Source organism: Pseudomonas sp. R2-37-08W (assembly GCF_003851705.1).
GTDB lineage: Bacteria > Pseudomonadota > Gammaproteobacteria > Pseudomonadales > Pseudomonadaceae > Aquipseudomonas.
In genome coordinates, this window is sequence record NZ_CP027728.1 from 5,124,206 (window position 1) to 5,137,258 (window position 13,053).

Here is a 13,053-nt window from a genome sequence, read left to right on the forward strand (position 1 = left end):
CAAAACCTTCATCTTTGGAGTCCTGTCATGCGCCGTCTGCTGCTCGCTTTGCCGTTTGCCCTGCTGCCACTGGCGGTCGCTCATGCTCATGAAGATCACGACCATGAGCACGCCAGCCTCGGTGCCCATGAACATGGCGTGGGCCGTCTCAATGCGGTGCTCGACGGCCAGTCCCTGGAGCTTGAACTGGACAGCCCGGCCATGAACCTGGTGGGTTTCGAACACGTCGCGACCAGTGCCGCCGACAAGGCCAAAGTCGCCGCTGCGCGCAAACAGCTGGAAAGCCCGCTGGTGTTGTTCAACCTGCCCAAGGCCGCCGGTTGCGTCGTCAGCTCCCAGGAACTCAACAGCCCGCTGTTCGGCGATAAACCGGAAGCCGATCACGATGACGACGATGGCGATGACAATGACCACGCCACCGACGGCAAAGGCGTCGCCGCCCACGAACACCATCACGACCACAGCGAAATCCACGCCCATTACCAGTTCACCTGCGCCACGCCGACGGCGCTGAGCAACCTGGACCTGAGCCAAGTGTTCAAGACCTTTCCCGCCACCCAGAAGATTCAGGTACAACTGATCGGCCCGAGCGGCCAGCAAGGCGTTGACGCGACAGCCACTGCAGCCACCCTGAAGTTCTGAGTTCACATGACCCATGCATTGATCCAACTGTCCGACCTGGGCTTCAACTGGCCCGGCCACCCGCAGTTGCTGGACATCCCCGCGTTCCGCCTGGAGCCGGGGGAAACCCTGTTCCTCAAGGGCCCCAGCGGCAGTGGCAAAACCACCTTGCTCGGACTGCTCGGCGGTGTGCAGACGCCCAGCCGGGGCAGTATCCGCCTGCTTGGCCAGGAGCTGACCGAACTCTCGGCCGGCGCCCGTGACCGGTTCCGGGTGGACCACACCGGCTACATCTTCCAGCAGTTCAACCTGCTGCCGTTTTTGTCGGTGCGCGAAAATGTCGAGTTGCCGTGCCACTTCTCCAAACTGCGTGCGCAGCGAGCGATCCAGCGCCACGGCAGTGTCGACCAGGCCGCGGCGACCTTGCTGGCACACCTGGGCTTGAAGGACCCGGACCTGCTCGAGCGCCGCGCCGACTCGCTGTCCATCGGCCAGCAACAACGGGTGGCCGCCGCCCGTGCGCTGATCGGCCAACCGGAACTGGTGATCGCCGACGAACCCACCTCGGCCCTTGACTACGACGCGCGCGAGGCATTCATTCAGTTGCTGTTCGCCGAATGCCGCGACGCCGGGGCCAGCCTGTTGTTTGTCAGCCACGACCAAAGCCTGGCGCCGCTGTTCGACCGCAACCTGTCGCTGGCCGAACTCAATCGCGCCGCCGCGCCCGCAGAGGTTTGAGATGTATCTGTTTCGTCTAGCCATGGCCAGCCTGGCTAACCGCCGCTTTACCGCGATCCTCACCGCCTTCGCCATCGCGCTTTCCGTTTGCTTGTTGCTCGCGGTGGAACGCGTGCGCGTGGAAGCGCGCAACAGCTTCGCCAGCACCATCAGCGGCACCGACCTGATCGTCGGTGCCCGCTCGGGCTCGGTGAACCTGCTGCTGTACTCGGTGTTCCGCATCGGCAACGCCACCAATAACATCCGCTGGGACAGCTATGAGCACTTCGCCGCCAACCCTCAGGTGAAATGGGCGATCCCGATTTCCCTCGGCGACTCTCATCGCGGTTACCGGGTGATGGGCACCAACGAATCGTACTTTGAGCATTACCAGTACGGGCGCAAACAAAACCTTGAGCTGGCCAGCGGCCGCGCCTTTGCCACCGACCCGTTCGAGGTGGTGCTCGGTGCCGAAGTGGCCGATGCACTGCACTACAAACTTGGCGACAAGCTGGTGCTGGCCCATGGCGTGGCGGTGGTCAGCCTGGTCAAGCACGATGACAAGCCGTTCACCGTGGTCGGCATCCTCAAGCGCACCGGCACGCCGGTGGACCGCACGCTGCATATCAGCCTCGGCGGCATGGAGGCGATCCACATCGACTGGCACAACGGCGTGCCGGCCCAGGGCAAAGGCCGTATCAGCGCCGATCAGGCGCGCAATATGGACCTCACGCCGCAAGCCATCACCGCCTTCATGCTCGGCTTGAACAACAAGATTTCCACCTTCGCTCTGCAACGGGAAATCAATGAATTCCGTGGCGAGCCGATGCTGGCGATTCTGCCGGGCGTGGCGCTGCAAGAGCTGTGGAGCATGATGGGCACGGCCGAAAAAGCCTTGTTCGTGATTTCGCTGTTCGTGGTGCTGACCGGCTTGATCGGCATGCTCACGGCGATCCTCACCAGCCTCAACGAACGCCGCCGCGAAATGGCGATCCTGCGCTCGGTGGGCGCACGGCCGTGGCATATCGCAACGCTGCTGATCTTCGAGGCCTTCGCCCTGGCCCTGGCCGGCGTGGTGGCAGGTCTGGGTTTGTTGTACCTGTGCATTGCCGCATCGCGCGGTTATTTGCAGGCCAATTACGGCCTGGACCTGCCGATGGCGTGGCCGAGCGAATATGAATGGACGTTGCTCGCCGGTATCCTGGCGGCGGCGTTATTGATGGGCAGCGTGCCCGCATGGCGTGCCTATCGCCAGTCGTTGGCCGATGGCCTGTCCATCCGTTTATGAGGAAGCTGTCGATGCGTCGTGCCCTGTTTGCCCTGCTATTGCTGGTGGCCGTGCCTGCCTGGGCCGAGGAGCAGCCCAGGGATCTGTCGTGGCAGGAAATGATCCCGCCGGATGCGCCACCGGAAGTGCCCAATATGAAACCGCTGCATGACCTCTCGAACATGGCCGATGCCTTGTCCGTCGAAGCCGCGCCGGCTGCGAGGCAGGACCTGCCCAACGCGCCGGTGGTACAGAGCCTGGACGGCCAGCACATTCGCCTGCCGGGGTACATCGTGCCGCTCGAGGTGAGCGAAGAAGGCCGCACCACCGAGTTCCTGCTGGTGCCGTATTTCGGCGCGTGCATCCACGTTCCGCCGCCGCCGTCGAACCAGATCGTGCATGTGAAAAGCGAAGTCGGCGTGAAACTCGATGAGCTGTACCAGCCGTACTGGATCGAAGGTGCGATGCAGGTCAAGCCGTCGTCCAGTGAGTTGGCTGACGCCGGTTACCAGATGGATGCCGAGAAGATTTATATGTACGAGCTGGAGGAATAACCCTTAACTGCAAACACACCGCAGATCAAAATGTGGGAGGGGGCTTGCTCCCGATAGCAGAGTGCCAGTCAACAGAGTTATTGGCTGACCCACCGCATCGGGAGCAAGCCCCCTCCCACAGTTTTTACCGCGTGGTTGCCCTTTCATTGAGCTGAGTCAACAGATCGAGCGGAACGATCTTTACCATTGGACGTACAACTTTTAACGTCCTTTTGGAGCTCCCATGAACAAGTCCCTGCTCGGCGCGTCCCTGTTCGCGCTCGCCCTCGTCGCCCCTGTCGCTCACGCTCACCAGGCGGGCGACATCCTGATTCGCGCCGGTGCAATCACGGTGAATCCGAAGGCCGACAGCAGCAGCGTCAAGGTTGACCAGGGCCCATTGGCGGGCACCAACCTGGGCGGCAAGGCGACCATGAGCAGCGACACCCAACTGGGCTTGAACTTCGCCTACATGCTCACCGATCACGTCGGTATCGAACTGCTGGCCGCCACGCCATTCGAGCATGACGTAAAAATCAAGAACACCGCCCTCGGCGCCGCCAACGGCAAGCTCGGCACGCTGAAACATCTGCCGCCGACCTTGAGCGTTGTGTACTATCCGCTGGATCACCAGTCGGCGTTTCAACCGTATGTGGGCGCCGGTATCAATTACACCTGGATCTACGACGAGCACGTCGGCAGCCGTGCCGAGCAGGCCGGCTTCAGCAACTTCAAGGCCGAGAATTCCTGGGGCTGGGCCGCGCAGATCGGCGCCGATTACATGATCAACGACAAATGGATGATCAACGCCCAGGCGCGCTATATCGATATCAGCACCAAGGCGACGGTGGATAACAATGCGTTGGGCCAGGGCACTCGGGCCAAGGTCAACGTGGATGTCGACCCGATGGTTTACATGGTGGGTATCGGCTACAAATTCTAAACAACACTGCATAACAATGTGGGAGGGGGCTTGCTCCCGATAGCGGTGGACCAGTCAATAAATCTTTGACTGACACTCTGCTATCGGGGGCAAGCCCCCTCCCACATTGGGTTCTGTGTTGTTTTCAGGTGTGGCGGTAGAAGCGGTCGAGCAGCGCCGGCAAGCCCGCTCGCCACGCCCGGGGCTTGATGCCAAAGGTGTGCAGGATTTTCTTGCAGGCCAGCACCGCGTGTTGCGGTTCTTCTGCCGCATCCGGCCGCGCCGCGTGGGCCTGGGCGGTCGGTGACTCGATGGCCAGCGGGTGGAAGTTGCGCGCTTCGGTGAGGATCGCCTGGCCCAGCGCCAGCGGTGTGGTCGCCTCGTGGCCGGCATAATGGTAGGTGCCCCATAGCGGCGCCGCGCAATCGAGTTGCTTGAGCACGGAAATGATCACCCGCGCCGCATCGTCAACCGGCGTCGGGTTGCCGCGACGGTCGTCCGCCATCAGCAATTCATCCGGCTGTTCGGCCCGGGCAAGGAAGCGTCCGAGGGTGCCGTCGACGCTGTCATCGAGCAGCCAGCCAAAGCGCAACAGCACATGTTGCGGGCAGGTGGCGCGTACGCTCTGCTCGATACGCCACAACGCCTGGCCACGCAGGCCCAGGGGCACCGGCTCGTCTTTTTCGCTGTAAGCGGTGGCGCGGGAACCGTCGAACACGCGGTAGCTGGACGGTTGCAGCAGGGTAATGCTGTGGTGCTGGCACAACTCGGCGAGGCGTTCGATGGCGAATTCCTGGGACGCCAGGCGGGTTTCGCTGACCGCTTCGGCCTGGAACCAGTCGAAATAGTAGGCGAGGTTGATCAACGCATCGGGACGGGTGTCGTCGAGCAACTGGGTGAGGCTTGCGGCATCCCAGCCGTCTTGGGGCGGTTTGGGGGCGAGGAAACCGATGTCTTCCTCTGCACCGAGGCGAATCAGCGCCTGCCCGAGGGCATTCCCGCCGCCCAGTAACATAAGGCGCATTCGCATAGATTGAGCAGGCCCGGTCTGTTTGGAACGATGGTTGTGTCGGCAGGCGCGTGAGCCTTGCCGTAGGTTTATTCCAGAATCGTTGCATTTTGCGGGTTTGTAGCGCAACCGTCACGGACAAAGTAGGTGTTTGCAACTTGTTGGAGCAGGTGGCATCAATCACTACATGAACTTTCCCGAATCAACGGACAGTGCTTTGGACGGCTTCCACCCCGCCGTCAGTACCTGGTTCCGCAGTACCTTCCCCTCGGTGACCGGCGCGCAGGCCCAGGCGTGGCCGCTGATCCGGCAGCGCCGCTCGACGCTGATCGCCGCGCCGACCGGTTCGGGCAAGACCCTGACCGCCTTTCTCGCGGTGCTGGACGACCTGGTCCACCAGGGTCTGGCCAACGGCGGCCAATTGCCCGATGAAACCCTGGTGGTCTACGTTTCGCCGCTCAAGGCACTCTCCAACGATATTCAGATCAATCTGCAAAACCCACTGGCAGGCATCACCGAGCACCTCGAGAAACAAGGCCTGCCGCCGTTGGTGATCCGCACCGCAGTGCGCACCGGCGACACCCCGCAAAAAGATCGCGCCCAGATGCGCAAGCGCGCGCCGCATATCCTGGTCACCACCCCGGAATCGCTGTATGTGCTGCTCGGTTCGGACTCGGGCAGGCAGATGCTCGCCAGCACGCGCACGGTGATCGTCGATGAAATCCATGCGATTGCCGCCGGCAAGCGTGGCAGTCACCTGGCGCTGAGCCTGGAGCGCCTGCAAGCGCTGTGCGCCGAGCCGCTGACGCGCATCGGCCTGTCGGCCACGCAAAAGCCCATCGAAGCGGTCTCGCGGTTTCTGGTCGGCACCGGGCGCGAATGCACCATCGTCGACATCGGCCACGCCCGCCCGCGCGACCTGGATATAGAAGTGCCACCGGTGCCGCTCTCGGCAGTGATGGCCAATGATGTGTGGGAACTGGTCTATAACCGCCTCGCCGAACTGGCCCGTGAACACCGCACCACCCTGATATTCGTCAACACGCGACGCCTGGCCGAACGCCTGGCGCGGCACCTGAGCGAGCGCCTGGGCAAAACGGCGGTGGCCGCCCACCATGGCAGCCTGGCCAAGGAAATGCGCCTGGACGCCGAGCAACGCCTCAAGGCCGGTGAGCTGCAAGTGCTGATCGCTACCGCGTCCCTGGAGCTGGGGATTGATATCGGCGATGTGGACCTGGTCTGCCAGATCGGCTCGCCCGGCTCGATCAACGGCTTTCTGCAACGGGTCGGCCGCTCCGGGCATCAGGTCGGCGGCACGCCCAAGGGCCGCCTGTTTGCCACTACCCGCGACGACCTGATCGAATGCGCCGCCCTCCTCGATTGCGTACGCCGTGGCGAACTCGACACCTTGCACATCCCCGTGGCGCCGCTGGACGTGCTGGCCCAGCAGATCATCGCCGAGGTCAGCGCCCGCGAATGGTCGGAAGCGCTCCTGCTGACGCTGATCCGCCGCGCCGCGCCGTATGCCGAGCTGGATCAGCGCCACTACCAGGCGCTGCTGCACATGCTTGCCGAGGGCTACAACGGGCGCCAGGGTATCCGCAGCGCTTATCTGCACCGTGACGCCGTGACCCATACCCTGCGCGGCCGCCGTGGCGCCCGGCTCACGGCGGTGACCAGCGGCGGCACCATCCCCGACAACGCCGACTACAGCGTGCTGCTGGAGCCCCAGAGCCTGAACATCGGCAGCGTCAACGAAGACTTCGCGGTGGAAAGCATCGCGGGCGATATTTTCCAGTTGGGCAATACGTCGTACCGCATCCTGCGGGTAGAAGCCGGCAAGGTGCGGGTCGAGGACGCCCACGGCCAGCCGCCGACCATTCCGTTCTGGCTGGGTGAAGCGCCGGGGCGCAGCAATGAGTTGTCGGCGGCGGTGGCCCGTTTGCAGGGGCAGCTGGATCAGCTGCTCAGCGCCAGCCCCGGCGACCTGCTCCCGGCGCAGGGCTGGCTCACTGATACGCTGGGTTTGAACCGCGCCAGCGCCGAACAAATACTGGATTACCTGGCCCGCGCACGCCTGGCCCTCAGCGCGTTGCCGTCCCAGGACACGTTGATCATGGAGCGGTTTTTCGACGAGTCCGGCGGCACCCAGTTGATCATCCACACGCCCTTTGGCAGCCGCATCAACCGCGCCTGGGGCCTGGCCCTGCGCAAGCGATTTTGCCGCACTTTCAACTTCGAGCTGCAAGCGGCGGCCAGCGAAAATGCGATCGTGCTGTCGCTGTCCACCAGTCACAGCTTCGCCCTCGATAAAGTGTGGCGTTACCTCAACAGCAATAGCGCTGAGCACCTGCTGATCCAGGCGGTGCTGGATGCACCGCTGTTCGGTGTGCGCTGGCGCTGGAACGCCGGCGTGGCGCTGGCGTTGCCGCGCTATACCGGCGGGCGCAAGGTGGCGCCGCAGATCCAGCGCATGAAAAGCGAAGACCTGATCGCCAGTGTGTTTCCCGACCAGATTGCCTGCCTGGAAAACCTCGCCGGCGAACGCGAAGTGCCCGACCATCCGCTGGTGGAACAAACCCTCGACGACTGCCTGCACGAAGCCATGGACAGCGATGGCTGGCTGGCCCTGCTGCGGCGCATGGAAGCGGGCGACATTCGCATGGTCAGCCGCGACCTGCCCGCGCCTTCGCCGATGGCCGCCGAGATTCTCAGCGCGCGCCCCTACACCTTCCTCGATGACGCGCCGCTGGAAGAACGCCGCACCCAGGCCGTGCTCAACCGCCGCTGGAGCGACCCGCAAAGTACCGACGACCTCGGCGCACTGGATGCCGAGGCCATCGCCGGCGTACGCGAAGAGGCCTGGCCGGCGCCCCAGGGGCCGGATGAAATGCACGAAGCGCTGATGAGCCTTGCCTGCATTGCAGGCCAGGAAGTCACGCCGCAATGGGCCGAGTGGCTGCAAGCATTGACCGAGGCCGGACGCGCTTACCCGCTGCCCAACGGCCTATGGGTGGCCGTGGAACGCTTGAGCTGTTTGCAGGCGATTTACCCGCACACTCTGCCGCTGCTGCCCGGTTTCGATGAGCCGTGGACATTCGATGAGGCGTTGGTAGAAGTGCTGCGCGCACGCCTGGGCGGTTTCGGCCCGTTGACGCTGCCCGAGATTGCCGCGCCGCTGGCGTTGCCCGCCGCCACCGTGGCCCAGGCTCTGGCGCGGCTGGAGCAGGAAGGCTATGTGCTGCGCGGGCACTTCAGCCCCGGCGCCGTTGAGGAGCAATGGTGCGAACGGCACCTGCTGGCGCGTATTCATCGCTACACGGTCAAGCGCCTGCGCCGGGAAATCGAACCGGTGGCGCTGCAGGACTTCATGCGTTTTCTGTTCGACTGGCAGCACCTGTCCGACCACACGCGCGGCCAAGGCAGCGCGGTGTTGCCGCAAATCGTCGGTCAGTTCGAAGGCTATGCCGCTGCTACTTCGGCCTGGGACAGTGACCTGCTCAGCGCGCGGATCAAGGACTACTCGTCGACCTGGCTCGACGACTTGTGCCGCAGCGGCAAGCTGGTGTGGACACGCCTGAGCCACAAGGCCAGCGCCATGGCCTTGCGCAGCACGCCGATCGTACTGTTGCCGCGCAGCCAGGTGCCGCTGTGGAGCGGGCTGACCGAACAGACGGACAGCACAACGCTGTCGCCCAAGGCGCAAAAGGTCCATTTAGCCCTGCGCGAACAGGGCGCGTTGTTTTTCGATGAGCTGGTGCATGAAGCCCATCTGCTGCGCAGCGAGCTGGAAACCGCGTTGCAGGAGTTGGTCGGCGCGGGCTTGGTCAATGCCGACAGCTTCGCCGGGCTGCGCGCCCTGACCACACCCGCCAGCAAACGCCAGGCGCGCAGCAGCCGGCGTGGGCGCGGCGCGTTTATCGGCGGCATGGACGACGCCGGGCGCTGGGCCTTGATCCGCCGCGCGCCGAGCGACGCCGGTGCGCATTCGGCCGAGACGCTGGAACATGTGGCGATGACCCTGCTGCGCCGCTATGGCGTGGTGTTCTGGCGCTTGCTGGAGCGCGAGGCGGACTGGCTGCCGAGCTGGCGCGAATTGCTGCGCACTTTCCATCGGCTGGAGGCCCGGGGCGAAATTCGCGGCGGACGGTTTGTCAGCGGGTTGGCGGGTGAGCAGTTTGCATTGCCGGAGGCTATCCCGTTGCTGCGCGAAGTAAGGCGGCGCCCTCACGACGGCAGCTTGATTGCCGTGTGCGGGGCGGATCCGTTGAATCTGGTAGGTACGCTGTTACCAGGCAACAAGGTGCCGGCGGTGAGTGGCAATCGGATTGTGTATCGGGATGGGGTGCCGGCGGCGGTGATGGTGGGCGGTAAGCAGCAGATTTTGTCGGAGGTGGATCGGCAGGCGGTGCAGGAGAAGTTGATCCGGCATTGAGTTTGAGGGCCTCATCGGGAGCAAGCTGTTCTGGTCAAGTTTTTCCGGACACCGATTACGGTGATCAAGCCGCCTCCTGCTCCATGGCTATTGGCGACAGGTAGTTGTTGTAGCTGTGGAGCCTGATTCGGTTGTATCGCATGAAGAAGCTGGTCATATCCTGCTTGGCTTCTTCAACTGTCATATAGCCCTTGGTGGGCACCCACTCTGATTTGAGCGTCCCAAAGAAACGCTCTGTTGGTGCATTGTCCCAGCACTGCCCTCTGCGGCTCATGCTTTGGGTTATCCCATACTCCAGCAACGCGGACTGAAAGAGCTGGCTGGTGTATTGGCAGCCTTGATCCGAATGAAACATCAAGCCTGCATGTTTGCCTCGAACCTCCACCGCCATTCTCAGCGCCTTGCTAACCAGGTTGGCGTCATTGATCAGAGAAAACGCCCAGCCAACGATTCGGCGGGCGAACAGATCAATGACCACTGCCAAGTGATACCAGCGTTTCCCAACCATTAGGCTGGTAACGTCGCCGCACCAGACTTGATTAATTGCGGTTGGCTCGAAGTTACGCTCAAGCAGGTTCTTGGCCACAAATGCTTCAACGCCTCTAGAGCGATATTGATGGCGGCGGCGCTGTCTGCTGGCCAGATTTGCCTCCGCCATAAGTTTTCCGGCCAGATGCCGACCTACCTTGATCTGCTGGGCCTTCAAGTGCTGAGAGATCATCCGTGCACCTGCACTTCCCCGGCTTTCGTCATGCAGTTGCACGACTTTTGCTCTAAGCGCGTCACGCTTGGTATTCGGCTCTGAGCGACGCTTAAGCCAGTCATAAAACGCGCTGCGGGAAACGTTCAGCGCACTACAAAGAAGGCGGGTCGGATATGAGCTCGACTCTCTCAGCTCCTCGATCAGGAAAAACGATCGGGATCCGACATCAAGAGAGCCGTAGCTTTTTTTAAGATTTCAGCCTCGGTCTCCAGGCGCTTGACCTTGGCTCGCAGCTGTTGAAGCTCTCGCTGTTCGTCGCTGATTGCCTTGGTACCTGCCACTGGCTGCCCTTTCTGACGCTCTTTGCGAACCTGATCAATCCAGCGGCGCAGAGCCGTAGGCCCAACGCTCATCGACGCGCAGACGTCAGGAACTGAGCAGTTATCATCAAGAACCATACTTGCAGCACGTTGCTTGAACTCGCGGGTGTAGGTCTTTCGTTCTTGCATGGAACCTCCTGATTGGGCGAATCATATCGCCCTTAAGAGGTGTCCGGGATCATTAGGCCAGTTCAAGCCCCCTCCCACAGTTGATTGCGTTCACAGATCAAAATGTGGGAGGGGGCTTGCCCCCGATGGCTTCAGCTAAAGCAACACAATTATTGCGAGCGAGGCTGCTCGGTCAGCATCACCGCCTCCGGCTCATCCACTTGGGCAGTGCGCTTGGGCAACAACACCTGCTGTGGATAAGTCTGCGCGAAATGCACCTCATCGCAGTTATCCACAAGCTTTTTCAGACGCTGGTTAAACGCACGGCTCACCGCATATTGCCCACCCGACACGGTACGGAACTGCGCCGTCAGCACCACGCCGTTGAGGTCCATCTTGTCGACCCCAAACACCTCCAGCGGCCCTTGCAGGTTGTACTTGAGGAACACATCGTCGCGGATCGACTGCCCGGCCTCGCGGATCAGCTCCACGGCTTTGTCCACATCGGTGTCGTAGGTGAACTGCACCGAGAAGAACGCATAAGCGAACTGCCGCGACTGGTTGGTGACGGCTTTGATCTGCCCGAACGGCACCGAATGCACGAAGCCCTTGCCGTCGCGCAGGCGCAGGGTGCGGATGGTCAGGCCCTCGACGGTGCCGGCATGGCCGGAGTCGAGCACCACCCAGTCGCCGATCGACAAGGTGTCTTCGATGATGATGAACAGGCCGGTGATCACGTCCTGCACCAACTGCTGCGAACCGAAACCGATGGCCAGGCCGACCACACCGGCACCCGCCAGCAGCGGCGCGACGTTGATGCCCAGGTTGGCCATGGTGGTGATCGCACAAATCACCACGAGGATAATCTTCACCGCGTTACGCAGCAGCGGCAGGATGGTTTTCACGCGGGTGCTGGGCTGGCGGCTGGAGCGCTTGTTCACCGGGGGTTTGAGCGCTTCCTGAATCGCCGTATCAAGCACCACCCAGAACAGCCAGGTCATCAGCAGGATCAGGCCGATGCTGCTGAGGGAATCGCTGATCGCCCGGCCCACCGAGTTGCGCTGGGCAAACTCGAACAACGACACGCCCCAGATCCGCCCGAGGATTTCAATAAAGGCGATGGCCATGACGATGCGCAATATCGCGTGCAACAGGCTGAGGAAGCGCTCCTTGTACGCGCTGCTGCGCTGGATCGCCACTTGGCTGCGCGACTTGAACAGGTGTTGCAGCACGGTACTGAGGAACACGGTGCCGATCAGCAGGATCGTGGTGAACAAGGCACAGCGTAGGGCCTTTTGGTTGTCGTCGCCGGCACCGATCAGGTTGATCGCCGAGACCAGCACCATCAGCAGAATCGGCCAATACCAGAGCCCGGAAAATACTCGCAATGACTGTTGCAACGCCGGGTGTTTGAGGCGCTGGGCCAGCGGCCGATTACGAATCAAATGTGCCACCGGACGCCGCAGGCGCACCACCAGCACGCCGAAGATCAGCGTGGCGAACAGGCCGGTAAACACGGCGATGCTGCTGGTGATATTGCCGCCGAACTGGCGGGCGATCTGCGGGCTGGTCAGTGCATCGCTGAGGGCCGCGAGGAAGCCGATCAGAAACAGCGGTTTGGGGCAGTAGTCGCGAATGATCTGCACCGCCGGGCGCTTGTGGCCGAGGTTGAACATGACAATGACGCACAGCAGCATTGAGGTGGAAAAGATGCCGCTACTGGTGGCGTAGGCAAAACACAGCGCCAGCGCCCGGCCCACGGAGTTGACTAGAAAGTGGCTGACAGACAGCGTCAACGGCAGGCAGATAACCGCCGGGATGGTGTAAGGCACCACGTACCCCAGCACCGCCAGCAGGCGCGCCCGGCGCTGGAAAAACACCCGCTGGCTCAAGCGCCGGACGATCAGGCGCCCTAGCAGGGTCAACAGCGCAAAGGCGCCGATCCACACCGCCGAGAGCAACAGAAAATCCCCGACCACGCTCCACGGCGAGCGCGCGGCCGTCTGGTTGACCAGCCGCCCTACTTCGTTGGCGGCGCGGTCGGCGCGCAGGCGCCATTCGTCGATGAAATTCTGGTTGAGGTCCAGCTTCTGCTGCACATCGTCGATGCTGGAGCTGATGGCCCCCAGCAGGCCGCCCTCCACCAGCAATTCCGGCTTGGCCGGGGCTTCGGGCTCAGGCGCGGTGGCTGCGGCATACAGTGCGCCATTGCCGCAGAACAGCAGCGCGCCGAGCAGTAATGCAGTCTTGAAATTCAGCAAAACACCGGGCTCCTTCAGAGGGTCTGTTAGGAACTGACGGGTTTGAGCCGTGATCGTTCCCCTGATTCAACCACCTGCTTCCTACCTTCGGACGCTC

Annotated in this window: 10 protein-coding genes; 6 read left to right on the top strand and 4 right to left on the bottom strand. The window is 62.6% G+C overall.

Annotated elements, in window-relative coordinates:
- Positions 1-27: 27 nt before the first annotated feature.
- The 5 genes from C4J93_RS23675 (at position 28) to C4J93_RS23695 (ending at position 4,081) form a co-directional block, all read left to right on the top strand.
- On the top strand, positions 28-642 hold the full coding sequence (locus tag C4J93_RS23675) for a DUF2796 domain-containing protein (RefSeq protein WP_124372013.1): 615 nt from the start codon (positions 28-30) through the stop codon (positions 640-642).
- 6 nt (positions 643-648) lie between these two features.
- The gene (locus C4J93_RS23680; RefSeq protein ID WP_124364596.1) at positions 649-1,359 is read left to right on the top strand and encodes an ABC transporter ATP-binding protein; all 711 of its coding nucleotides are present in this window, start codon (positions 649-651) and stop codon (positions 1,357-1,359) included.
- A gap of 1 nt (position 1,360) precedes the next feature.
- Positions 1,361-2,626: an ABC transporter permease gene (locus C4J93_RS23685; protein WP_124372014.1), complete on the top strand. Its 1,266-nt coding sequence runs from the start codon at positions 1,361-1,363 to the stop codon at positions 2,624-2,626.
- 11 nt (positions 2,627-2,637) lie between these two features.
- Positions 2,638-3,159 carry a DUF3299 domain-containing protein gene (locus tag C4J93_RS23690; protein WP_124364598.1) on the top strand — a complete coding sequence of 174 codons (522 nt, stop codon included), beginning with the start codon at positions 2,638-2,640 and terminating at the stop codon, positions 3,157-3,159.
- A gap of 223 nt (positions 3,160-3,382) precedes the next feature.
- On the top strand, positions 3,383-4,081 hold the full coding sequence (locus C4J93_RS23695; RefSeq protein WP_124368519.1) for an OmpW family protein: 699 nt from the start codon (positions 3,383-3,385) through the stop codon (positions 4,079-4,081).
- Positions 4,082-4,205: 124 nt separating this feature from the next.
- Here C4J93_RS23695 and C4J93_RS23700 read toward each other — a convergent pair whose 3' ends face one another.
- Positions 4,206-5,090 (bottom strand): sugar nucleotide-binding protein, encoded by an 885-nt coding sequence (locus C4J93_RS23700; RefSeq protein ID WP_124364600.1) that lies wholly within the window; start codon positions 5,088-5,090, stop codon positions 4,206-4,208.
- A 166-nt stretch (positions 5,091-5,256) separates the two neighbouring features.
- On the opposite strand from C4J93_RS23700, the gene C4J93_RS23705 reads away from it, so the two are divergent.
- Positions 5,257-9,504 carry a DEAD/DEAH box helicase gene (locus tag C4J93_RS23705; protein ID WP_124372015.1) on the top strand — a complete coding sequence of 1,416 codons (4,248 nt, stop codon included), beginning with the start codon at positions 5,257-5,259 and terminating at the stop codon, positions 9,502-9,504.
- 64 nt (positions 9,505-9,568) lie between these two features.
- On the opposite strand, the gene C4J93_RS23710 is transcribed toward C4J93_RS23705, so the two are convergent.
- The 3 genes from C4J93_RS23710 to C4J93_RS23715 form a co-directional block, all read right to left on the bottom strand.
- Positions 9,569-10,411 (bottom strand): IS3 family transposase, encoded by an 843-nt coding sequence (locus tag C4J93_RS23710; protein WP_305955628.1) that lies wholly within the window; start codon positions 10,409-10,411, stop codon positions 9,569-9,571.
- On the bottom strand, positions 10,408-10,716 hold the full coding sequence (locus C4J93_RS27525; RefSeq protein WP_256660109.1) for a transposase: 309 nt from the start codon (positions 10,714-10,716) through the stop codon (positions 10,408-10,410). Before C4J93_RS27525 ends, C4J93_RS23710 begins: the two co-directional genes overlap by 4 nt.
- Positions 10,717-10,865: 149 nt before the next feature.
- Positions 10,866-12,956 (bottom strand): mechanosensitive ion channel family protein, encoded by a 2,091-nt coding sequence (locus C4J93_RS23715; protein WP_124372016.1) that lies wholly within the window; start codon positions 12,954-12,956, stop codon positions 10,866-10,868.
- Between the last annotated feature and the right edge of the window lie 97 nt (positions 12,957-13,053).

What these genes read in the sequence shown, in the direction of transcription:
- C4J93_RS23675 (WP_124372013.1), top strand. Translation starts at nt 28, where the DNA reads ATGCGCCGTCTGCTGCTCGCTTTGCCGTTTGCCCTGCTGCCACTGGCG.
- C4J93_RS23680 (WP_124364596.1), top strand. Translation starts at nt 649, where the DNA reads ATGACCCATGCATTGATCCAACTGTCCGACCTGGGCTTCAACTGGCCC.
- C4J93_RS23685 (WP_124372014.1), top strand. Translation starts at nt 1,361, where the DNA reads ATGTATCTGTTTCGTCTAGCCATGGCCAGCCTGGCTAACCGCCGCTTT.
- C4J93_RS23690 (WP_124364598.1), top strand. Translation starts at nt 2,638, where the DNA reads ATGCGTCGTGCCCTGTTTGCCCTGCTATTGCTGGTGGCCGTGCCTGCC.
- C4J93_RS23695 (WP_124368519.1), top strand. Translation starts at nt 3,383, where the DNA reads ATGAACAAGTCCCTGCTCGGCGCGTCCCTGTTCGCGCTCGCCCTCGTC.
- C4J93_RS23700 (WP_124364600.1), bottom strand. Translation starts at nt 5,090, where the DNA reads ATGCGAATGCGCCTTATGTTACTGGGCGGCGGGAATGCCCTCGGGCAG.
- C4J93_RS23705 (WP_124372015.1), top strand. Translation starts at nt 5,257, where the DNA reads ATGAACTTTCCCGAATCAACGGACAGTGCTTTGGACGGCTTCCACCCC.
- C4J93_RS27525 (WP_256660109.1), bottom strand. Translation starts at nt 10,716, where the DNA reads ATGCAAGAACGAAAGACCTACACCCGCGAGTTCAAGCAACGTGCTGCA.